Annotated in this window: 23 protein-coding genes and 3 pseudogenes; 12 read left to right on the top strand and 14 right to left on the bottom strand. The window is 68.9% G+C overall.

All coding sequences use genetic code 11. The features are described 5' to 3' along the window. Positions 1-40: 40 nt before the first annotated feature. Together ACFY29_RS25695 and ACFY29_RS25690 are read right to left on the bottom strand one after the other, a co-directional pair. Complete coding sequence (locus tag ACFY29_RS25695) at positions 41-1,912, bottom strand: transketolase (protein ID WP_386990810.1); 1,872 nt, start codon at positions 1,910-1,912, stop codon at positions 41-43. Then, positions 1,863-2,219 carry a helix-turn-helix domain-containing protein gene (locus tag ACFY29_RS25690; RefSeq protein ID WP_386990809.1) on the bottom strand — a complete coding sequence of 119 codons (357 nt, stop codon included), beginning with the start codon at positions 2,217-2,219 and terminating at the stop codon, positions 1,863-1,865. Before ACFY29_RS25690 ends, ACFY29_RS25695 begins: the two co-directional genes overlap by 50 nt. 700 nt (positions 2,220-2,919) lie before the next feature. Between ACFY29_RS25690 and ACFY29_RS25685 the strand changes: the two genes are divergently transcribed. Genes ACFY29_RS25685 through ACFY29_RS25675 form a run of 3 tightly spaced genes read left to right on the top strand, consistent with a single transcriptional unit; the run spans position 2,920 to position 5,395 of the window. After that, on the top strand, positions 2,920-3,789 hold the full coding sequence (locus tag ACFY29_RS25685; RefSeq protein ID WP_386990250.1) for a dihydrofolate reductase family protein: 870 nt from the start codon (positions 2,920-2,922) through the stop codon (positions 3,787-3,789). A gap of 53 nt (positions 3,790-3,842) precedes the next feature. Next, on the top strand, positions 3,843-4,166 hold the full coding sequence (locus tag ACFY29_RS25680; protein WP_386990248.1) for a YciI family protein: 324 nt from the start codon (positions 3,843-3,845) through the stop codon (positions 4,164-4,166). Next, positions 4,163-5,395, top strand: a complete 1,233-nt coding sequence (locus ACFY29_RS25675; protein WP_386990246.1) for an RNA polymerase sigma factor — start codon at positions 4,163-4,165, stop codon at positions 5,393-5,395. The genes ACFY29_RS25680 and ACFY29_RS25675 overlap by 4 nt, the downstream gene beginning before the upstream one ends. Positions 5,396-5,637: 242 nt before the next feature. On the opposite strand, the gene ACFY29_RS25670 is transcribed toward ACFY29_RS25675, so the two are convergent. After that, positions 5,638-6,021, bottom strand: a complete 384-nt coding sequence (locus tag ACFY29_RS25670; protein WP_328414693.1) for a VOC family protein — start codon at positions 6,019-6,021, stop codon at positions 5,638-5,640. A gap of 197 nt (positions 6,022-6,218) precedes the next feature. On the opposite strand from ACFY29_RS25670, the gene ACFY29_RS25665 reads away from it, so the two are divergent. Continuing rightward, on the top strand, positions 6,219-6,818 hold the full coding sequence (locus tag ACFY29_RS25665) for a SigE family RNA polymerase sigma factor (protein ID WP_328414692.1): 600 nt from the start codon (positions 6,219-6,221) through the stop codon (positions 6,816-6,818). Continuing rightward, positions 6,815-7,570 (top strand): hypothetical protein, encoded by a 756-nt coding sequence (locus ACFY29_RS25660; protein ID WP_386990244.1) that lies wholly within the window; start codon positions 6,815-6,817, stop codon positions 7,568-7,570. Before ACFY29_RS25665 ends, ACFY29_RS25660 begins: the two co-directional genes overlap by 4 nt. Before the next feature lie 480 nt (positions 7,571-8,050). On the opposite strand, the gene ACFY29_RS25655 is transcribed toward ACFY29_RS25660, so the two are convergent. Further along, complete coding sequence (locus tag ACFY29_RS25655; protein ID WP_386990242.1) at positions 8,051-8,422, bottom strand: nuclear transport factor 2 family protein; 372 nt, start codon at positions 8,420-8,422, stop codon at positions 8,051-8,053. A 74-nt stretch (positions 8,423-8,496) separates the two neighbouring features. Between ACFY29_RS25655 and ACFY29_RS25650 the strand changes: the two genes are divergently transcribed. Continuing rightward, positions 8,497-9,090 carry a TetR/AcrR family transcriptional regulator gene (locus tag ACFY29_RS25650; protein ID WP_355605451.1) on the top strand — a complete coding sequence of 198 codons (594 nt, stop codon included), beginning with the start codon at positions 8,497-8,499 and terminating at the stop codon, positions 9,088-9,090. Between the two features lie 401 nt (positions 9,091-9,491). Here the strand turns inward: ACFY29_RS25650 and ACFY29_RS25645 are convergent, their stop codons facing one another. After that, positions 9,492-10,241 (bottom strand): suppressor of fused domain protein, encoded by a 750-nt coding sequence (locus ACFY29_RS25645; protein ID WP_386990807.1) that lies wholly within the window; start codon positions 10,239-10,241, stop codon positions 9,492-9,494. Between the two features lie 227 nt (positions 10,242-10,468). Here ACFY29_RS25645 and ACFY29_RS25640 point away from each other — a divergent pair, with 227 nt between their 5' ends. Next, complete coding sequence (locus ACFY29_RS25640) at positions 10,469-11,167, top strand: LysE family translocator (RefSeq protein WP_386990240.1); 699 nt, start codon at positions 10,469-10,471, stop codon at positions 11,165-11,167. 201 nt (positions 11,168-11,368) lie between these two features. Next, on the top strand, positions 11,369-11,938 hold the full coding sequence (locus tag ACFY29_RS25635) for a hypothetical protein (protein ID WP_386990238.1): 570 nt from the start codon (positions 11,369-11,371) through the stop codon (positions 11,936-11,938). An 858-nt stretch (positions 11,939-12,796) separates the two neighbouring features. Here the strand turns inward: ACFY29_RS25635 and ACFY29_RS25630 are convergent. Further along, positions 12,797-13,501 carry a hypothetical protein gene (locus ACFY29_RS25630; protein ID WP_386990236.1) on the bottom strand — a complete coding sequence of 235 codons (705 nt, stop codon included), beginning with the start codon at positions 13,499-13,501 and terminating at the stop codon, positions 12,797-12,799. After that, positions 13,494-14,009: an RNA polymerase sigma factor gene (locus ACFY29_RS25625; protein WP_386990234.1), complete on the bottom strand. Its 516-nt coding sequence runs from the start codon at positions 14,007-14,009 to the stop codon at positions 13,494-13,496. Before ACFY29_RS25625 ends, ACFY29_RS25630 begins: the two co-directional genes overlap by 8 nt. Positions 14,010-14,125: 116 nt before the next feature. Here ACFY29_RS25625 and ACFY29_RS25620 point away from each other — a divergent pair, with 116 nt between their 5' ends. The 4 genes from ACFY29_RS25620 (at position 14,126) to ACFY29_RS25605 (ending at position 15,688) form a co-directional block, all read left to right on the top strand. Beyond that, positions 14,126-14,581: a hypothetical protein gene (locus ACFY29_RS25620; protein ID WP_386990233.1), complete on the top strand. Its 456-nt coding sequence runs from the start codon at positions 14,126-14,128 to the stop codon at positions 14,579-14,581. Between the two features lie 4 nt (positions 14,582-14,585). Next, a complete protein-coding gene (locus tag ACFY29_RS25615) occupies positions 14,586-15,248 on the top strand; it encodes a cytochrome b/b6 domain-containing protein (RefSeq protein ID WP_386990231.1) in 663 nt (220 codons plus the stop codon). Then, on the top strand, positions 15,238-15,441 hold the full coding sequence (locus ACFY29_RS25610) for a hypothetical protein (RefSeq protein ID WP_354968209.1): 204 nt from the start codon (positions 15,238-15,240) through the stop codon (positions 15,439-15,441). The genes ACFY29_RS25615 and ACFY29_RS25610 overlap by 11 nt, the downstream gene beginning before the upstream one ends. Positions 15,442-15,538: 97 nt before the next feature. Beyond that, positions 15,539-15,688, top strand: coding sequence for a hypothetical protein (locus tag ACFY29_RS25605; RefSeq protein WP_386990230.1), 150 nt, complete (start codon positions 15,539-15,541; stop codon positions 15,686-15,688). A gap of 21 nt (positions 15,689-15,709) precedes the next feature. Here ACFY29_RS25605 and ACFY29_RS25600 read toward each other — a convergent pair. The 7 genes and pseudogenes from ACFY29_RS25600 to ACFY29_RS25570 form a co-directional block, all read right to left on the bottom strand. After that, positions 15,710-15,887 (bottom strand): annotated as a pseudogene (locus ACFY29_RS25600) (IS6 family transposase); the annotation flags it as partial. A gap of 213 nt (positions 15,888-16,100) precedes the next feature. Beyond that, positions 16,101-16,352, bottom strand: a complete 252-nt coding sequence (locus tag ACFY29_RS25595) for an alcohol dehydrogenase catalytic domain-containing protein (protein ID WP_386990228.1) — start codon at positions 16,350-16,352, stop codon at positions 16,101-16,103. Between the two features lie 216 nt (positions 16,353-16,568). After that, on the bottom strand, positions 16,569-17,267 hold the full coding sequence (locus ACFY29_RS25590) for a hypothetical protein (RefSeq protein ID WP_386990226.1): 699 nt from the start codon (positions 17,265-17,267) through the stop codon (positions 16,569-16,571). A gap of 52 nt (positions 17,268-17,319) precedes the next feature. Next, the gene (locus tag ACFY29_RS25585; RefSeq protein WP_386990224.1) at positions 17,320-17,559 is read right to left on the bottom strand and encodes a hypothetical protein; all 240 of its coding nucleotides are present in this window, start codon (positions 17,557-17,559) and stop codon (positions 17,320-17,322) included. Positions 17,560-17,566: 7 nt separating this feature from the next. After that, positions 17,567-17,836 (bottom strand): annotated as a pseudogene (locus ACFY29_RS25580) (plasmid pRiA4b ORF-3 family protein); the annotation flags it as partial. Positions 17,837-17,861: 25 nt separating this feature from the next. Beyond that, a pseudogene (locus tag ACFY29_RS25575) lies at positions 17,862-18,083 on the bottom strand (helicase-associated domain-containing protein); the annotation flags it as partial. Between the two features lie 114 nt (positions 18,084-18,197). Continuing rightward, positions 18,198-20,078, bottom strand: coding sequence for a hypothetical protein (locus tag ACFY29_RS25570; protein WP_386990222.1), 1,881 nt, complete (start codon positions 20,076-20,078; stop codon positions 18,198-18,200). Between the last annotated feature and the right edge of the window lie 19 nt (positions 20,079-20,097).

The following is a 20,097-nucleotide window of genomic DNA, read 5'->3' as shown; positions in this document are numbered from 1 at the left end:
GTCTACCCGCGCGTCCAAGGGTGAAACGGCGCCCGCCGCGTCATTGGCCGGGGGCCTCCGCGGCGCGTGCCGCCGCGACGATGGCGCTCACCCCGATCCCGGCCTGGTCCATCAGCTGGGTCGGGGTACCGGAGGTGGGGAGGCCCCGTACCGCCAGGTGCTTCACTCGCACCGGCTCGGCGAGGTCGGCCAGGGACTCGAGGACCGCCGACCCCACGCCACCCTCCGGGTAGTGATCCTCGACCACCAGCAGCCGACCGCCGGTGGCCCGGACGGCGTCGAGCAACCGGTCCCGGTCCAGCGGCTTGACCGAATACAGGTCGATGACCCGGGCCTTGATCCCCTCGCGCGCCAGCTCGTCGGCGGCGGCGAGGCAGTTGTGCACCGTCACCCCGGCGCCGATCAGCGCGACGTCGTCGTCGTCGCCGCCGCGGAGCAGTTTGCTGCCGCCGACCGGGAAGGCGTCCTCGTTGTCGTAGAGCACCGGGTACTTGCCTCGGGTGGTGCGCAGGTAGTTGACGCCCTTGCGGTCGACCATCTGCGCGACGAGGGCCGCGCAGGACACGGCGTCGCTGGGATACAGCACCGTCGACCCCTGCACGGCGCGCATGGCCGCCAGGTCCTCCAGCCCCATCTGCGAGGGACCGTCCGCCCCGATCTCCACCCCGCAGTGCGACCCGGACAGGGCGATGTCGGCCCGGGAGATGCCGGCCATCCGCACGAAGTCGTAGGCGCGGGAGAAGAACGCCGCGAAGGTCGCCGCGAAGGGCCGATAGCCGCGTACCTGCAGCCCGACCGCGGCGGCGACCAGTTGCTGTTCGGAGATGAACATCTCGAAGAATCGGTCGGGATACGCCTCGCCGAACTTGTCGGCGCGGGTGGAGTCGCTGACCTCACCGTCTAGGGCGACCACGTCCGGCCGCGAGCCCAGCGCGCGCAGCGCGTCACCGTACGCGTTCCGGGTGGCCACCTTCGCCCCCTTGTCGTACCGCGGCAGCGCGGGCGGCTCGCCGACGGGGGCGCCGGCGGGCGGGGCGGACTCGGGTTGCGGCCCGGTGACGCGGATCTGGCGTACCCCGCCGAGAGCCTCCACGGCCCGCTCGGCCATGTCGGGTTTCAGCGGCTTGCCGTGCCACCCGGGCTGGTTCTCGACCTCCGGCACCCCCTTGCCCTTGACCGTCCGGGCGAGCACCACGGTCGGACCCGTCGCCTGCCGCGCCCGGCCGAACGCCTCGTCGATCGCGGCCAGGTCGTGGCCGTCGATGACGAGCGCCTGGCAGCCGAACGCCTCGACCCGGCGGCGGTAGGTGTCCAGGTCCCATTCCAACTCGGTCGGACCCCGCTGCCCCAACCGGTTGATGTCGACGATCGCGGTGAGGTTGCGCAGTCCGTAGTGGCCGGCCTTGTCCAGCGCCTCCCAGATGGAGCCCTCGGCCATCTCGCTGTCGCCGCACAGCGCCCACACGTGGAACGGCAGGTGGTCGAGGTACCGGCCGGCGAGCGCGATCCCGACCCCGACGGGCAGTCCCTGACCGAGCGACCCGGTGGCCACGTCGACCCAGGGCAGGGCCGGCGTGGGGTGTCCCTGCAGGCGCGACCCGAACTGGCGGTAGGTCTCGACCAACTCCTGATCGGTGATCGCGCCCACCGCCTTGAAGACCGCATACAACAGCGGCGAGGCGTGGCCCTTGGAGAAGATCAGGTGGTCGTTGGTCCGACCGCGCGGGTCCGTCCACTGGTAATGCAGGTGCCGGGAGATCAGCACCGCGAGCAGGTCCGCGGCGGACAGACTCGAGGTCGGATGCCCCGATCCCGCCCTGGTGCTGCACCGGATCGCGTCCACTCGGAGCTGGGCGGCGAGCTCACCCAGTCGGGTGAGCTCCTCCGCGCGCAGGGTGCGCTCTGCTTCCATCGTCACCGGCATCGCCTCCGCAGATACCGTAGTCAGGAAAGACCCGCATTACCCGGTAACCGCCGATTTGACAGGGGCAGAGCGGGCCGGCCACGACCGGGAGCCGACCAGCCAGCCCGCCACCGCCAGGTACGGCATGGCGGCCAGCGCGAAGGCCACCGCGTTGCCGGCCGCGCCTGACGCCTTCGGCGGCATACCGAGCCAGCCAGTTGTGGATCGTCTGCCGCGACACCCCATACCGGGCGGCGACCTCCGTCTTCGGAGTGCCGCCCAGGCACTCCATCAACGCGTGAAATCGCTGCTCCATGACGCTCAACTCCGCGAGTCCCACCCGGTGCTCCTCCCGCCTGAGTTACAGGCGCAACGAGCACCAGGCCGACCAGGTGTCAATCATCAACCGAGGCCGCCGTGGGCGGGTTCAACCGGCGCAGGCAGCCGGCTGCCCGGTGTCAGGCTCCAGTTGATGCGTTACGCATCCATTCCAGTTGATGGGTGACAGCTCGCCGGCCGGTAGTGCCTGGTCGTCACACCGCGTGACTGATCCGCCGCCTGCTGCCGGGACGCGCGATGGATGGTGCCCACCAGCAACGCGCGGTCAGCGGCAGATCCGCACACCTGATCTTGGACGGCTCGCTGGCGCGTGTCGGCCGCAGCGCACCTGGCAGCGGAAGCTACGCGCCGCCGAGCGGGCGTACGCCGACGTCCAGCACCATGCCACCCGCAGGTTGAGCGTGGACCGGCGCAACTACCGTGCGCTGTACCGGCACATGGGTGCGGATCTGCGGTATTGGCTCGCGGAGTTGCCCGGCGGGAGCCGATGCGGCGGGATGGTCACGTTGGGGAGCCGGTCGACGCCGCGTTGCCCGCATTTCGGGCGATGATCGCGGGCCGCTTCCTCGGCGATGTCGAGGTCACCGAAGCGCCTGGTCAGGGCGGCGACCACCCGGGCACACTCCTCGTGGTGGGCCCGGGTGACCGCCTCGCGGACGCGAAGATCCTGACCGGTGGTGGCGGGCGTCGAACGGCTCGGGCGCGAGGGCAACCTCGTCGGTGGCGTAGCCGCCGAAGCGCTGGATGCGGGCGGTCAGGCCGAGCGGCGGTGCGCAACCTCGGGGGCCGACAGGCTCGACTCCGACGTGCTGCCGAAGAGGCGTCCCGGAAAGTTCTTCAAAGAAATCCGGGAGGGGGTGTCGGATCGGGGCGGTGGTGTTCGTAGCAGGGGTGAGGCCGCCCACAAGGGGCGGCGCCAAGGCAAAGGAACCGCGATCATGAGGCTGACGACCATGACCCAGGTCACCCTCGATGGAGTGATGCAGGGAAACGGCGCCGCGTCGGATGACCGCAGGAACGGATTCGAGCGCGGCGGATGGGCCCGGGGGGCGGGTGACGACGAGACCAGGACGTTCATCACGCAGACCTACCAGCGCGCCGACGCGTTCCTGTTCGGCCGGCGCACCTACGAGTTGTTCGCCGGCTCCTGGGGATCAATCGACCAGATGCGCGCACATCCCATCGGCGTGGCCTTGAACGAGGCCCCCAAGTACGTTGCCTCGACCACGCTCACCGCGCCGCGTTGGGAGGACACGACCGTTCTCCGCGGTGACCTCGCGGCGGCCATCAGTGAGCTGAAGGCCAAGCCCGGGGGTGAGCTGCAGGTACACGGCAGTGGCGCCCTGACCCGGTGGCTGCTGGAGAACGATCTGGTCGACGAGATGACTCTGATCGTGATCCCGGTGATCCTCGGCCAGGGCGCGAGACTGTTCCCGGAGACCGGTCCGGATCTTGCGCTCGACCTGGTCGAGTCGCGGGTCGACTCGAAGGGCGTGACGATCCAGGTCTACCGGCCGGCCGGGCGCCCGCGGTATGCAACGGCCTGAAGTCCCTGACCACCGAACCACGCTGTCTTGACACCACAGGAGATGATCTTCAGATGCAGTACCTGGTTTCCGTGATCGATGACAAGAGCAATCCCGGCAGCACGGACAGGCAGCCTGCCATCAGCGCGTTCAACGAACGACTGATCGCCGAGGGCTACTGGGTTTTCGCGGGCGGACTCGCGGACACCGACGCGGCCACCGTCATCGACAACCGGGGCGAGCAGGCGGTGTTCAGCGACGGGCCTTTCGTGGAGTCGAAGGAGTACCTCGCCGGCGTCTGGGTGTGGGAGGCCCCCGATCTGGATGTGGCGCTCAATCTCGCCGCCGAGGCGTCGAAGGTCTGCGATCGGAAGATCGAGGTGCGGCCGTTCCAGTGAGCGACGTCGAGGAGGCGATCACCCGGGCCCACCACGACGAGTGGGCCCGGGTGGTCGCCGCCCTGACCAGGCGCTTCGGTGACCTCGACATCGCCGAGGAAGCGGCCGCCGAGGCGTTCGCGACCGCCGTCGAGCGGTGGCCGGCCGACGGCGTGCCCCCCAACCCCGGCGCCTGGCTGACCACCACCGCCGTTCGCAAGGCCATCGACCGGATCCGGCGCGAGAACAAGCGCGACGACAAGCACAAGGAGGCTCAGATGGTGTACGACGACCCGCCCGAGCCTCTCGGCGCCATCGACGACGACCGGCTCCGGCTGATCTTCACCTGCTGTCACCCGGCGCTGGCGATGGAAGCCCGCCTGGCGCTGACGCTGCGCATGGTCGGCGGCCTGACCGTGCCCGAGATCGCCCGCGCCTTCCTGGTGGCCGAGAGTGCCATGGGGCAGCGGATCACCCGCGCGAAGGCCAAGATCAAGGCGGCTCGGATCCCCTATCGCGTGCCGGCCGCCGAGGATCTCCCGGCACGCGTCGCCGCCGTCCTCACCGTCCTCTTTCTCGTGTTCAACGAGGGCTACCTGGCGACCGGCCCCGACACCGATCCGGTGCGTCACGACCTGACCGCCGAGGCGATCCGGCTCACCCGCCTGATCCGCGCTCTGCTGCCGGAGGACGGTGAGGTGGCCGGGCTGCTGGCGCTGATGCTGCTCACCGAGGCCCGCCGCCCCGCTCGGGTTTCGGCCAGCGGCGAACTGGTCGCCCTCGACGAGCAGGACCGTGGGGCCTGGGACGCGACGCTGATCGCCGAGGGCCACCGACTGGTGCGCGAGCGCCTCGCCGCTGCCGCCGCCGGGGTGGCCCCGGGTCGCTACCAGATCCTCGCCGCGATCAACGCCGTGCACACCTCCGCCCGCGACATACGCGACACCGACTGGTCACAGGTCCTCGCCCTCTACGACCAACTCGTCCGCCTCGACCCGTCACCGGTCATCGCCCTCAACCGGGCCATCGCGGTCGCCGAGCTCGACGGCCCAGAGGTGGCCCTCGCGGCCGTCAACCGCCTTGAGCACACGTTGGCCGGCTATCACGCCTACCACGCCACCCGCGCCGACCTGCTGCGCCGACTGGGCCAGAGTCAGCAGTCGCGTGCGGCCTACGACAAAGCCATCAACCTGGCGGGCAACACCGCCGAGACCGCCTACCTGACCCGCCGCCGCGACCAACTGCGGTAGCGCCCACGGATCCCGATCGAAACCCCGCGCGCAACGGCCGCCGACCCCGCGACGCGCAGACGATGCCCCGGTAATGGCAATCAGATCGGCCTAATACCCGCATGAGGTCGTTCAACTTCTGACGGTCGGCACCGCACTGTCATCGGCATGTGCGTATGCCGGCCGAGTCAGCACTTCGTGACGCCGCGTAGCGCGCGGATTGCGGCAGATCCGGATGCCGGAATGCGGCACTGATCATGGCATCAAGCGACGCAGAACTCGTTGCCCTCGGGGTCATGCATGACGACGTGCCCGAGGACGTCGCCGTACCACTCCTCGCGGACCACCGTCGCGCCGGCGGCAACCAGCTCGGGCACTTTCTGCCGGATCAGTCGGGCGCGCTCGGCCATGTCCCAGGGGCCTGGACCGGCCACCCGGATATCGATATGCATACGGTTCTTGGCGGACTTGCCCTCGGGCACCTTGAGGAAACCAATGGCAGGGCCCCGGCCATCCAGGTCGACGATGGACGCGTTGTCGGGCTCGTCGAAACCGGATTCCTTGACATAGCCGAGGGCCAGCGCCCAGAAAGCAGCGATCCGCTGGGGATCGTCGGCATCGCATCCCAAGGTCCAAAAAGTCGCCACGGCGCCAACGTACGCGAGCTACGACACGCTGTCATCGACATGACCATGCACCATGGCCAGCATCATGGGCGCCCGGACAGCGGCATGATCGGTCGCTTGACCTTGCTTGGCGTCATCGATGCGCGTATGGCCCTGCCGGGCGCCGCTTGGGATTGACCTGATCCGTTGACAACGTTCAGTGATGCTGCTGCGTGGTGATGAGTGTGAGCATGTATAGCGAGCCATCTGCCGCTGGCTCCGTACCCGTGGCGCCCACGGTGGTTGATGAGCTTGGGGGTGCCCCCGTCCGCGTCAGGCCAGGGGGCACGCGTGATCAGGAGTTCGTCTCGTTCGTGGTCGCGTCCGGTCGATATTTGTTACGCACTGCTGTGCTGCTGTGTGGTGACCCGGTCCGTGCGGAGGAGTTGGTCCAGGCCACCTACGAGCGCATGTATCGATCCTGGCGACGCGTGGCGCGCGACGGCGACCCGCAGGCGTACGCGCGTCGGGTGCTGGTCAACCTGCGGGTGGATGGGTGGCGGCGCACGCGTCGCGAGGTCGTCGTCGACCCGGGCGCGCTGCCCGAACAGGCCGGGCCTGACAACACGGGTGCCGTCGTCGCCCGCAACGCCGTGGTCCAGGCTCTGGCCCGGCTGCCGCTGGCGCAGCGGCGGGTCGTGGTGCTGCGACACCTGCTCGACCTCACCGAGACCGAGGTTGCCCACGAGCTGGGGATCTCGGTCGGCACGGTTAAGTCCCACCACGCGCGCGGGATCGCCCGGCTGCGCGAGATCTTCGCGGAAGGGGATCTGCGATGAGCGTCCAGCTTCACGATGATGACGTTCTCGCCCGGCTGCGGGCGGGCGCCCCGGGCTACCCGGATGCCGGTCCCGACGCCGGGCGTACCCTCGCCGCCGCACGGCGAGCAATGCGCCGCAGCCGGCGCCGGCGGGCGCTTGGCAGCGTCGCCGCGGTCGTGGCCGCGGTCGTCGGACTCACGGCGGCAGGCCCAATCGAGCTGCCCGGCGGCGGCAGGTTCGTCATGCCTGGCGGGTACGACGTCCATTCGCTCATCAACCAGGGTGAGCCGCCGGTGTTCCCGCGCCAAAGGCAGCTTGACGACGTCGCGGACCTGGAACGTCAGGTTCTGCCGGTGGCAGACGACTTGGGGCTCACCCTGTACATCGACGAGAAAGCGGCGTGGGGTCGTCCGGCGTGCCGCGTGTTCACCTGGTCGCACGGAGCGTTCCGGGACCGCGACTCGAGTTGCGCGAATCCCGACGACCCCGAGCTGCCGTTCGACGCTGAGAGCGAGGCTGCGTTCACGCGGGTGTCCGACGCGATCGAGCACTCTGGCGTGAATGTGCACCGGATTGAGAAGGGCGGCTGGGGCCCCGGCACGTCGTTCCACCTCCGCGACAGCTCCTGGAGGTGGAACTGGTACTACTCCTACGTTCCCGGCACCCCGGCCGACGCACCAGAAGAGGTGCGGACGGAGACAGGACTCGGCGTCAGGCTGCAGGTCCACGTCAGCGGTGACTGGTGGTTCACCGTGGAGCCCGACGACTGACATGGCGACGTAGGCCGGCGGCCGTTGCGTCGATGGCCATCCGACAGAACGCGCAGTCAGACTGCGCGTTCTGTCTATCGTGCATGACGCCCTGGCCCGCAAGATCAGGCGCACTCATCTCGGCATGTGCGTATGGCGGCCGAGTCAGCACTTCGTAACGCCGCGTAGCGCGCGGATCGCGGCAGATCCGGGCACTCCGCCCACGGCAATGCGACAGGATCAGCAGCATTCTGATGACCGTGCAAGCCGCAATGCGAGGCGTGTCTTGGGTTGCCGATTGCGAGACTCCGCTCCGAGGCATCACCGGCTGCTGGCACGGGGAGGTCGTACCCGATGTCCGGCTATCCGAGGACCTCGAGCTGGACACGGTGGGTGGCCTGACTTGGTCTGCCGGCGGATCGATCGTCAGTGACGACGGCAGCAGCCAGCTTGACCAGGTGCACGATCAGGCCGTCCGCCTCAATGTGGCACGTAGGAGACTCATCGGCTGGGTGACACGTCGCGGGTGATCTGGTCGACCCGCCGAAGCCGTCCGTCCGCCGAAAGTTGGCCGAACATGTAGATCTCTGTCGCGATCGTGTTCCCGGTAGCCATGTCTGCGGACAGTGTGTACCGCGCGGCCACCCGGTCAGCCATGCTCATGGTCTCGTGTACCTCGACGCGGACACCCTTGGCGCGTTTGCGGGCCGGTCGGACGTGCGCGAGCAGCTTCTGCCGGTCGAGACAGATGCCGTCGTTGCGCATGACGAAGTCCGGCGTGTGGTACCGGTCGAATACTGCCTCCGCGTCCTCCTCGCCAAAGGTGACTTCCTGCGGGTACTGGATGAGGTAGGTCGCGATCTTGACATCCATACTCAGCTCCGCGTCGATCAAACTAGCTCTGACAGGCGTGTCCAACTTAGCTCCGGGCGGTAGGCTTGACAACCGTGTCTGAGGTACGGGAGCCAGGGCAGCGACGGCAGCGGGCCGACGCGCGGCGCAGTATCGCCGTGATCCTGGACGCCGCGGTCGCCTTACTGGGCCGAAAACCAGACGCATCAATGGACGAGATCGCAACTGCTGCCGGAGTCTCCCGCCAGACGATCTACGCGCACTACCCGTCCCGCGACGCGCTGCTGCAGGCCGTAACGCGGCACATCACGGCCGAGGTCGCGAGCGGACTCGGCGGACTCGACCTCGATCGTGGCAGCGCCATCGACGCCCTAGCACATTGGGTCGACGCCAGTTGGGCGCTGTTGGAGCGTTATCCGGTGCTGCTCACTCCGGCGGTTGTCGCGCCGGAGAGCGGCGACGAGCGGGAGCGCCACGAACCGGTCATGGGCGGGCTGCTTCGGCTAATCGAGCGTGGGCGCCGTCGCCGGGAGTTCGACCGCGCGATGCCCACCACCTGGTACCTCGCCGCGATCATCGGCCTCGGCCATGCCGCAGCTCAGGAGGTCATCGCGGGCCGGATGACATCAGCCAACGCTGGCACGGCATTCCGCGAAAGTGTGCTCAGGGTATGCCGCGGCCCGCTGTGACTGCCTTGCGCAGCCCTGTCGGTGATGGTCTTGGATCATGCTGTCGCGGCTGGTCACAACACACGCACATCGGCAGAAGCGGATGTTGCCGCATCCGCGTCCTAGACCACCGGGGTTCACAGTCGGTAGCCGGCGAGCCGGGGGATCGCGTAACCCATCAAGCGGAGTCAACGTGTTACGCATCAACCGGAGTACGACACGGTGCCGGGCTCCACTTGATCCGTTACACATCGACTTCACTTGAAGGGTGACAGTTGGCCGGCTCTCGCCAGGCTCGGCTGTCACGGTGCGTAACTGGCGTGCCGCCTATCGCTGAGCATGCGATCCTCGACGCTGGTCAAGACGCGCGATCAGCGGCAGAAGCGCGCACGTGACCTTGGTCAGCGCGTCCGATCGAGCTGTCAGGCGTACGAGGGCCGGCGCGGGTCCAGCAACTCGGTGACGCGGCCACGGTCGAGGACTTCGATGAGTGCGTCGGTACCGCGTTCGACCTTGACCGCTATCTCCTCTGGGTGCAGAGGGATCAGCGCGAGCAACGCGATTCGGACGCCGCCGCCGACGTCGATCGTCCGGGCCTCTGGCGGCACCCGCAGCATCGGCGTGACGACGACTCCGGCGAACGGGGTGTCCGTAGCGTACGGCTGCGCGGGATCGCCGTTCGGCACGGAATGCCATTCGCCGATCCAGGTTCCGTACTCGTGCGGCAGCCGAGCTACCTGCTTGAGGATCCGCAGCGGCCACCCGGTTTCGTCGCCGAGCCCGGCTACCTCGGTCAGCGGCCAATCTGCCGGCAGGCTGAGCATCAGTTCGGCGTACGGGCTGATGTCGTGGCCCTCCGGGACCGTCATCGGCAGATCACTCATCCCAGAAGTGATCAGCGTCCGGTACGGGCGTTCCTCGGTCGGGGCCACGACATAGACATGCACACCGACCAGGCGCGAGGCGATCTCGTGGTAGACGAACTCGACGGGCCCGAAGTGTTCCTCGATGTGTCGGTCGATAGCGTCGGCGAAGGCCTGCTGCGGCCCTTGCGCCGGTACGAACCCGTCGTGCAGCGACTGATGACGGAGGACTCCTGACCCGCGCGACTCGTCCATGGCGACGCAGCCTATGCAAGGGTCCAACGGGGGCGCGACCGGGGGCACGCTCATCGGCACGACCGGACGGCGCATGGCTCGAGCGATCGTGACGCTCCGCAGCGCACGGTCCGCGGCAGAAGCGGATGTCGGGTGCCGGTCACGACGCGCGGGCCGTCGACACCATGGTCCGGAACGTCTGCCGGTACGCCGTCGGCGAGACCCCGATCGCGCCGGTCAGGTGCTGGCGCAGCGACGCCGAACGCGGCATCGACGTCCGGCGGCGCCGGTAGTCGGTTGGCTTGGGAAAGGGGGTTGAGCGGGGCGGCGCCAGTAAGGATGATCCACTAATGGATCTCGTCGCCTCGCTACCTGCCTTCGTCGTTGCCGTTGTGCTGATCTCGGCATCTCCAGGTCCTGCGATGGCGCTGATCATGCGTCGGGCGGCGCTGCGCGGATTCGCCGGAGCAGTGCCGACCGTACTGGGCCTGGAGGCCGGTCTCTACCTCTGGGCGTTGTTCGCCGCCGCAGGTCTGGCAGCCATGGTTGCCGCTTCGCAAGCAGCCTTCATTATCCTCCGGGTGATCGGCGCGGGATTCCTGATCTACCTCGGAATCAAGGCGTGGCGGACCGCCTGGCAGAGCCGGAAGCTGGAGTCGGTCCAGGAGCCGACCGAGGACCTACTGCCCAACCCGAAGCGGAGCTGGTGGAAGTCCTTCGGCGAGGGTGCGTTGGTGATGCTCGCCAACCCGAAGGCCGCCGTGTTCATGATCGCGTTCTACCCCCAGTTCGTGCCGACCGACCGGCCGTTGTTCGCGACCACCACCCTCCTCGCGCTGCTCCAGGTAGCTATCGAGATCGTCCTGTACCTCGGTCTGGCGGCCGTGGTCGGGCGAGCGGGCGCGTGGTTCCGCCGACCGGTGATCCGCCGTCGGCTGGAAGCGGTCAGCGGCACCGTGCTCATCGCCCTGGGGCTACGGGTAGCCGCCGCGACCCGCTGACCGCCGCGACCCCGCCCGACTTCCCGGCGGGTGGCGGCGGGTCGGGCCCGTCGGCGGACGTGGCCATGCTCGGCCGGCGGCAGATCCGTGCACCGCGAGCAGCTCAGACGCAGTCCGGGGCAACCCGGGAAGCGGATTCCGTCCATTATCATCTTCGCGCCGCTGGCTGCGGGGGCACGGCAATTCCACCGGGAGGGGGACATGGCGACGGACGTCTGGGGCGTTCTGGTCGAGGCGCAGCGGCTCCCGTGGTCGTTCACGCCTTTCGAGCGCGTCGGCCCGTTGGAGTTCGGCATGACACACGACCAAGTTCAGGCCGCGGTGCATGGCGCCCTCATCGTTGCCGTCTCGGACGGCACCTCGGGCAGTGAAGGGTGGGCGGAATTCTGGCTTGAGCGATGTACTGACGCGAGGTTCTCCGGGCCGGCGGTTACCGCCTATTACGACGAGTCGATCGGCCTGGCGGGCATCGCGGTTAATGCGCTGCGTGGCCCACAGGTGACCCTGGAGGGGATGCGACTGGTAGGGCAGACGCCCTCACGCCTGGAGGATGAGTTCACTGACTACCTCGTGGCCCACAGCAGGGAAATGCGGTACTCGCAGTGCGCCGATCCGTGCTCGCCACAACTCGGGTTGGTGCTGCGGGCACAGCGAGCTGGCGACGTTGTGCTGAGCCGCCCAGTGATGGTGGCAAAGGCATGGGCTGATCGCTGCTGGGACACCAACGAAGGCCGCATTCCGACACGGGAGTGGAAAACCTTCGAGTGGTGACCCACGCCCGGCCGCTCGCCGGTGGGCGTCTTCGTCAGCCAACTTGGCCACCGTCGCTGTTGTCAGCGAGTCGAGAGCACCAAGATCGGGTACACGCTTCTCGGCAGAAGCGGATGCCTGGCACAGCAGCCGTCGTGGACAGTCGGCGTCACGGTCCGTATCCGGCATGCTCAAGGCCCGTGTAACCCATCAACTGAAGTCACCGTGTAAGGGATCAAGCGGAGTACGACACAGCCGGCTGCCCGGCGAAGTTCAAAGTTTCTGTACGTCTTCAAGCGGCCCGCATCGGGCCCCACGCGCCGCCGCCAGGGGGCGCGCGCCTGCCGCTGCCGCTGTCGCTCTGCGGCCGCCACGCCTGACGCCCGGCGGCTGGCGCGGAAGTGGAGAAGCCCGGAGGGCCGCCGCAGAACGACAGACCGTTGACCGGTGGTGTGATGGGCCGGCAGCCGGCCGGGCCGCGCGGCCAGAACCCGCGCGGCGTAGGGGATCGCGCGCCGGCGGCGTCGGCGAGCTGGCAGCTCGTGCGGGTTGCGGTTAGGGCGCCTCCGGCGGGGGCGCTCCGGCTCCCGGATGGCCGAAGACCGTCGGCGGGTGCCGGGCCGTGGGTGGTTGCGGAGGGAGCCATCCCGCCTGCCATCGACCCGGGCGAGCCGAGCAGGCGCTGTTGCATTAAGCCATCGCGCCGTCTCGGCGCCGCAGATCTTCCCGTCACGAGGTTCCAGACGGGCGGCAGGGCGGCCATCGGTTGCTGGATACGGCTGTCAGTAGGACACCTTTTGTCCCGATCCTGTAGACCGAGTTGTGGGCCCCAAGCTCGATCTTGCAGGAAGTCTTGCGACAAGTGATCTTGACGATCCCTTAACGCATCAGCGCCCCGGTCAGCACGGCGTCGGCCGACTGGAGGCGGATCTGGCTGACCTCGGCGACCGCCAGCCGGAGCTGGTATCCGTAAGTTCCTGTGCGGTTGGTGACCTGGCAGGTGCCGATCGGGTGCATGGCGCCGGCACGGTCGACGGCGAAGGCTACATAGGGGCCGTCGGCGGGCGCGGCGGTGATGGTGACCAGCACCCAGGACGGGTTCCCCTGGTAGAGGAAGACGGTGCCCGCTGGTCGTGCGTCGGCAGTGGTCAGGGTGGTTGCCTTGAGGTAGCGACCGTTAGCGACAGCGAGGGTCTGCCGGTACTGGTCGGCTAGGCGCCGGTCCTCTGCGGTACGTGACTGGACGAACAGCGCCCCACCCACGGCGCCGACCAGCACGGAGACCGCGATCGCCAGGGCCGCCACGACCCGCCGCCGGGCCACGAAACGCCGGCGCGGTGGCGGCGCGGGAGCCGCGTCCAGCCGGGCGAGGACGCTGCTCTCGAACTGCGGCGGGGGATCGACGGAGGGCGCGAGCAGCAGGACGGCATCGGCGGTCGTGGTCAGGTGGTGAAGTTCCCGGCGGCAGTCCTGGCAGCGCGCCACGTGGGCCAGGGCCCAGGCCCGATCATCCCCGGCGGCCGCACCGGAGGCGAGCTCCGGAAGCACGCCGCGCACGTCGGGGCACTGTGGCAGCTCACTCATCACGTACCTCGAAATGATCGCGTAGCCGGGACAGGCCCAGCCTGATCCTGGTCTTGACGGTGCCCAGCGGTAGGCCCTGCCGCTCGGCGATCTCCTTGGCGGTGAGTCCGTGGAAGATCGCCAGGACGACGGCCGTGGCCTGTTCGGGCGGCAGCTCGCGCAGGGCGACGCGGATGCGGTCGGCGTCGGCGACCTCGTCGGTCGGTGCGGTGATGGCGGTTTCGGCGGCGGTGAGCAGCGCCACCATCACCTCCGGCTCGTAGGGGCGATCGCGGCGCAGCCGTATCGCGTCGATTGCCGCGTTGCGGGTGATGGACAGCAGCCACGGCAGCACGGCGCCGCGGCGGGGATCGTAGCCGCCGGCGTACCGCCACGCCCGCACGAACGCCTCCTGGGCGACGTCCTCGGCCGTGGCCGTGACCCCGACGATACTCACTGCCAGGCCGTATACCCGGGCCTGGAAGCGGCGCACGAAGCTCGCCGTGGACTGCGGATCCCCGGCCGCCATCCCAGCGACCATAGCCTCGTCACTGACACCCACATTCAGTACTACGCACGACACGTCGTTGCGGGATCTCTCCTGGGCGAGAAATCCCTCCCCAGGTCGACGCAGGTAGTACTGGTATGAGACTCAAGATTGCGATAGGCGTGGCGATGCTGGCCACACTGGCCGCCTGCACCGGACCGAACGGCGCGACCGGGGGCGACAGCGGCGAGTTGTCGGTCCTCGTCGTCGAGCCCGTCAGCGGCGCCACCGTGTCCACCCCCTTCACCGTCAAGGTCGACAGCAGCGTGCCGCTCGGCGCGAGCGAGTCTGGCCAGCACCACGTCCACATCTGGTTCGACGACAACGAATCCGACTACCTCATCGTCGAGTCGAACACCACCCGGATCACCGACGCGCCCTCGGGCCAGCACACGATGCACGTGTCGCTGCGCAACGCCAACCACTCCCCGGCCGGGGCCGAGGCCACCACGCCGATCACCGTCGGGAGTGGCGGCGGGCCGGCGCCCTCGCCCAGCGCCGGCGGCGATGGTGGGTCGCCCACATCCTCCGGCGCCGATCCGTACGGCTACTGACGCCATGGCCCGGGCTCCAGGCACTGTTCGGCGTTACTCCCGCGCCACGCGGTGGTTCCACGCACTCACCTATCTCACCGTGCTGGTCCTGCTGGGTACTGGCTGGTGGCTGGTCGCCGGGCGGGAGGGGCAACCCAGCGTTGCCGCCCGGATGACCGGGGTCGCCGACACCAGCCTGCACTTGGATGCCGGCTGGGCGCTGACGGCACTGGCCGCCAGCGCGGTGACGCTCGGGGTACGGGCAACCCGCGCCTTCCTCCGGGAGTCGCTGCGCTACGACCACGGCGATCTGAGGTGGTTCGCCCGCTGGCCGGGCGCATTCATGACCGGCCGGTTCGCCCGGCACGAGGGCCACTTCGACCCGGGACAACGGGTCGCGAACCTGCTGATGGTCGGGCTGTTCGTGGCCCTGATCGGCAGCGGCATCGGGTTGGTCCTGGTCACCGGTGGCCCCTGGTTCGTCTGGCTGCAGCGGGTGCACCGATGGGCCACGTACCTCATCACACCGGTCCTCATCGGACACATCGTCATCGCTGCCGGCCTCCCGCCCGGCTACCGCGGCGTGGCCCGAGCCATGCACCTCGGTGGCCGCCTGCCGCTACAGGTCGCCCAGCGGCTCTGGCCGGGCTGGCTCGATCGGCAACGCGGAGCCCACCATGACAGCTGAGCCGCCGTGCCCGTTCACGACCTCGGTCGCCTCGCTGCTCATCGGCGCCCTCGGCCCGCTCGAACGGCAGGAACTTGAAACCCACCTGCGGCAGTGCCCGATGTGCCTGGAGGAACTCATCCTCCTCGCGCCGCTGCCCGGCCTGCTGCACCGAGCAACGCCGCCTGAGTTGTGCCCCCGATGGGAGCCCTGATCGACGGGATGGCAACGAGCGTCGGGGTCGGGCTCGCGGTGGGTGTCCGCGTCGGCAGCTCGGCCGGCTGCTGCGCCAGTTTCGCACCGAGGCCGGCGTGACCGTGCGCGCCGCCGCCGAGGCCCTCGAATACAGCCGGCAGAGGATCTGGCGCATCGAGCGCGCCTCACGCAACCAGCGACCGGCCCGGTGGAGCGGAGTGACCTACCGCTCCACCGCGCACGGTCACCTGGCGAGTGGCGGCTGAAGCGGGCGACGTCGGCCAGCAGTGGGGTGAACCGCTGCACCCACCGGTAGGCGGTGACGTGATCGACCTCCACGCCACGTTCGACCAGCAGTTCCTCAACGTCCCGATACGACAGGTTGAAGCGTAGATACCATCGAACCGCGACCACGATCACCTCCGGTGGGAACCGGAACCCGGCGAACGCGGACGTCGGAGGCAGCCACGGTCCAGGTCGGGTCGATGACTTCACTGCTCAAGTCTGCGTCGATCTTGCCGACGTTCGATGCAACAGAGCCGCCTCGCCCAACGGCCACCGAACCACGATCCCAGCGTCGTCATCCCGATCAACGCGCCGATACGGCGACGACGGATCCTCGGCGGCGTGATCAACGAGTATCACCGAGCGGCCTGACCGGATCAACGAAGCCTCGGGTCAGCCCCGCGCAGCGAGTTTGGCACGATACACGGCCTGTCCGGCGGCGAAACCGGCGACCTTCGGTCCCACCTCGGCGACCACCCCCGAAAAGTCGTTACCCTGCCCCTCCGGGAAGGTCGCCGGCCAGATGTTGGCGAAGATGCCCTCCCAGATACCGATCTCCCCAGGGTTGAGCGCCGCGGTGACGACCTCGACAACCACCTGCCTCGGTCCCGCCGACGGCCGCGGCACTTCCAGGACCTCCAGCACCTCCGGACCGCCGTACCGTCGGAATCGCACCGCTCGCATTCCATCCTCCTTCTCGGCCGCTCGTCTGCGTATCGGGCCTCGGTCGCGCAGGTGGCATGCCGAGCGCCGCGGCCGTCGTCCGAAGGTCGCGACGTACCAGGGTCAGCAGGGAGGGCATCGCCACGCTCGGTGTTGCCCTGCGCCGACTTGCCTGAACCGTTGACGCGGGCTTCCCGGTCAGCTCGGGTAGCCCGTCCCCCGCGGCGGGGACTGCCAGCGCGTCGCGTCTGACTGCCAGGGCTCGTTCGTGGAATGGCTGCGCGGCGAATCGGTCCAGCGTGAACCGCCGGCCATCGCCGGCGCCGGTTCGTCGGACTTACCCGGCTTCGTCGGATCCTCACCCTGCTTCGTCGAGCCGAGCCCGTCCGCGCCGAGCGGGCGGTCCCGTTCCGATACCGGCGGAATGATCGTGTCCGGGACAACGATCGTCGGCTCATCGGCGTCCGACTGCGGCCAGCGCCGCCACCGCTGGACACTGGCGACCCCGACCAGGAGCAGCGAGCCCAGCAGCAGCGTCGTCCCGGTCCGTACGGGGGTGAGCAAGTCAATCTGGTAACCCGCCACGCTCAGCTTGTGACTGAGTAGGTCCAGCAGCCGTGCCGGGCTGAACAACAGGCCTGCGTAGCTGACCGTGTACGCAAGTCCGGTCAGCACCGAGCCGATCGGGGAGATCCGGACGGTGGCGATGAGCCCGAGGAGAAGGCCAGCAGCCGCCAGTACCAGCAACGGCTTCAGCAGAGCGTTAGGGTCGAGCGCATCACCACTGTCCTGCGCATCCGCGAACACCCGCAGGGACCGGCCTTGTCCAGCGGCGAGCAGGACCCAGGCCAGCGGACCCACGATGAGCGCGGCGATGACGGTCTTGATGTGTCGCATTCGGGCAAGGTACCGAGCTTCCCTCGTAGATCGACAACCCGATAAGGAAAACTTAACTTGCCGTCAGGCAACATCGTCCGGCTATCTGACGGTGTCGACGGTGGGCTGTCAGCGTGCGTAGCTCGGTGAGTTCCGCGCCGATCCGGGCGAGTTCCCGGCGACTGCTGGCGGGTAGCCGCTGGGCGTGCGCGACGAGTGCCACCACGATCCCCTCCACGCCCAGGCTCCGCGGCCGGGTTACCAGCGCGTCCAGGAATTCGCCGAGTGCCGCGCGGTGTCGACTGGTGCTCACGGCTGCCCTATCCGGCCGTTGCGCGGTGGTAACGGGCGGGATCGAAGCCCGCGCCGAGCGTCTCAACAGCGTCGTCGCGGTCTGGGCTGGCCGGGTCGGCCAGAGCGGCGAGCAGGTGTTGACACCAGGCAGCGCCGCCGACCTCTTCCGGCGGGCAGGCCCCACCGCCGTCGAGGATGGTGAACGCGTTGTCGGGGCCACCGGGCCGGATGTCGTCGACGGTGACGGTGTGCGTCCACTCGTCGCCGAAGTCGTAGACGTAGGTGAATCGGGCGCCGCGGTCGGTGGCGAGGGTCGGCGCACTCGATCAACCGGACCACGCCCAGGTTACGCAGCCTCCCGGTCCGCGCCTCGACGTCGGCGAGCAGCGTGGTTACCGGGTTGGGCAGCTCATGGGTGGCGCGGTCGGCGAGAAACTGGCGCAGCTGGTCGAGGCTGCGTCCGGCGTCCAAAGCGGTCAGCAGCGTCGCGTCACGCAGGGTCCAGACCCGGTCCGCGGTCTGCGCCACGTACGCGTCCAGCATCAGCCTGTCGGCCGGCGGCAGCTCCCCAATGACCAGGCCTCATATCAGTTGCAGTTCTTCATGGAGGACGATCATGTTGTGGAGAAGACTGACGTGCCTCGACCCTGCCAACACTCAATGCAGCGGTGCCGTTTGATCTCCTGCTGATGTTGACGTTGTGGTGGTCGGCTCGATCCGGTCCCAGGCGAGGCCGCTCGAGCCCTGACCCAGGCCGACCTGCTTGCGGCGGCCGAGCCAGGTGACGACCTGACCATCACTCCACCGGGTGCGCTGGTAGGTGCGGGTGAGGACCACGCCGGCCTTGGGCACTTCCTCCTCGTGGACGAAGTAGGGCCGGCGCGCAGTCTCGTCCAGCCCGGCGCGAAGGAACGAGCCGCGCGGCTCCACAGGCGCCTCCAGCGCGCCCGGGATCAGGCGCGGCATGGCCGCCCGCTGCAGGCGCACGTCCCGACTCGAGCCGGGGTTATGGACCGGGATGAAGGGAATCCAGTTCTCCGGGACGCCGCGGCCGAGTTTGTACTGAATCAGCGCGCCGGTGTCGAGCCTGGGTGGCTCGACGTGGGGCAGCCCAAGCGAGACCAGATACCGCTCCAGGGCCTTGGCGGCCTCGAAGCCGTTCGCGCCCCCGCCGGCCAGCGCCGGGATGGTCTGCTCGACGCCCCAGACCATGTTGGCCATCTCATCCCGCGCCAGGATGACTTTTTCGAGCGGCGCGCTCTCCTGCAGTTTCCCCACCGCGGGAGGCAGGAACAGTCGCTCCAACACCCGGCCCTCACGGTGCAGGCTCAGGTCGAACATTCCCCAGCGCGTCCGCTCCGCGCCGTCAGGCTGCCCGGCCGCGCGGACCAGGGTCCTCGCCCCAAAGACGTCTTTGACGACTACCCCAAACACCTCGCTGAGCGTGCCGATCGGGAGCACATAGGGCACGAGGCTCCAGTCGTTGCCGAACACCAGTCCAAACTCCGCCAGCACCAGCGTCGCCAGGTCGGTGGTGCTGGGCTTCAAATCACCCAAATCGGTCCTGCGATCCTCGAACTCCCACCAGCGCGCGGCCGGCATTCCCCCGAAGACGATCGGGCTGGGGACGAAGCTCAGCGGCGGCTGGACCTCCACGACCGCAGGCGGGATCTCCGCCCCATTCGCGTCGGAGAGGCCGACCGACTGAGCGTCCACGTCGAAGGCATACCAGTCCAGATGCCCCTGGGCGTACTGCTCGGCCACCAGCACGGTCTGGCCCTCACCAGCCACGGCGGGGGCGGAGCAGGCGAACTGATACTCCAGATAGCCGGGCGACCATGTGACCGGGTCGCCGGTCTCGGACTGGCTGTAGGTCCGCCTGAACCAGTCCACGAACCTCTGGCCCGCGTCGCCCAGCGCCTGGCGCGTGTCCGGGTCCGGCACGGCGGCTGCCAGCCATGCGGCGTGCTCGTCGGGGACGGCCTTGATGGCCTCATACAGCTTTCCGCCGTCTGGCATGCGCCTTTGCAGGGCGTGCAGGGTCGACCAGGACTGCGGGTCACTGCGCAGGTGCGCCTCGGCCTCGCTACCGGCGGGCGGGTCGTCGAACGGGTATTGCCCTAGATAGAGGGCCTTGAAGTCGCCGAGCGCGGCGATGAGTTTGAGCCAGTAGCGGCCCAGCTGGGCGCGCGTCATCAGGTCGAGGGGGATGGGCTCGCGCTCGACCTGGGCCTCCAGCGGTAGGCGCTCGTCGTAGGCGATGGCGGGCCCATCGAGCCCGGCGAAGCGGTTCACCCGGGCGGTCGCAAGCTGGACCTTGGCTTCCACCGCCGAGCCTGCGTCTTCCCCGTCGAACTCGCCGAACTGCCACTGACGGCAGATCATCCACAGCGGGTCGCGCACCTCCGCTCGCAGGCTGCGGTCGAAGTCGTGGCCGCGCGGCCGGCCCTCCAGCCTGTTCCAGGTGGTGATGCTGGGGAAGAAGACCTCGGAGAGAAACAGTGCCTTGGTGGCGCGCGGTATCGGAATCTGTGGCACAGGCCCTCCTTCGCGTGTC

It is taken from the genome of Micromonospora sp. NPDC000668 (assembly GCF_042897975.1).
Classification (GTDB): Bacteria; Actinomycetota; Actinomycetes; order Mycobacteriales; family Micromonosporaceae; genus Micromonospora.
The sequence above is the reverse complement of the archived record's forward strand: the minus strand, read 5'-3'. Positions and strand labels throughout refer to the sequence as shown.

Coding starts and splice junctions, on each gene's coding strand:
- ACFY29_RS25615 (WP_386990231.1), top strand. CDS start 14,586: ATGGCCCGGGCTCCAGGCACTGTTCGGCGTTACTCCCGCGCCACGCGG.
- ACFY29_RS25660 (WP_386990244.1), top strand. CDS start 6,815: ATGAGCGTCCAGCTTCACGATGATGACGTTCTCGCCCGGCTGCGGGCG.
- ACFY29_RS25625 (WP_386990234.1), bottom strand. CDS start 14,009: ATGGCGGCCGGGGATCCGCAGTCCACGGCGAGCTTCGTGCGCCGCTTC.
- ACFY29_RS25620 (WP_386990233.1), top strand. CDS start 14,126: ATGAGACTCAAGATTGCGATAGGCGTGGCGATGCTGGCCACACTGGCC.
- ACFY29_RS25645 (WP_386990807.1), bottom strand. CDS start 10,241: ATGAGCGTGCCCCCGGTCGCGCCCCCGTTGGACCCTTGCATAGGCTGC.
- ACFY29_RS25610 (WP_354968209.1), top strand. CDS start 15,238: ATGACAGCTGAGCCGCCGTGCCCGTTCACGACCTCGGTCGCCTCGCTG.
- ACFY29_RS25635 (WP_386990238.1), top strand. CDS start 11,369: ATGGCGACGGACGTCTGGGGCGTTCTGGTCGAGGCGCAGCGGCTCCCG.
- ACFY29_RS25680 (WP_386990248.1), top strand. CDS start 3,843: ATGCAGTACCTGGTTTCCGTGATCGATGACAAGAGCAATCCCGGCAGC.
- ACFY29_RS25590 (WP_386990226.1), bottom strand. CDS start 17,267: ATGCGACACATCAAGACCGTCATCGCCGCGCTCATCGTGGGTCCGCTG.
- ACFY29_RS25630 (WP_386990236.1), bottom strand. CDS start 13,501: ATGAGTGAGCTGCCACAGTGCCCCGACGTGCGCGGCGTGCTTCCGGAG.
- ACFY29_RS25665 (WP_328414692.1), top strand. CDS start 6,219: ATGAGTGTGAGCATGTATAGCGAGCCATCTGCCGCTGGCTCCGTACCC.
- ACFY29_RS25690 (WP_386990809.1), bottom strand. CDS start 2,219: ATGGAGCAGCGATTTCACGCGTTGATGGAGTGCCTGGGCGGCACTCCG.
- ACFY29_RS25695 (WP_386990810.1), bottom strand. CDS start 1,912: ATGGAAGCAGAGCGCACCCTGCGCGCGGAGGAGCTCACCCGACTGGGT.
- ACFY29_RS25655 (WP_386990242.1), bottom strand. CDS start 8,422: ATGGATGTCAAGATCGCGACCTACCTCATCCAGTACCCGCAGGAAGTC.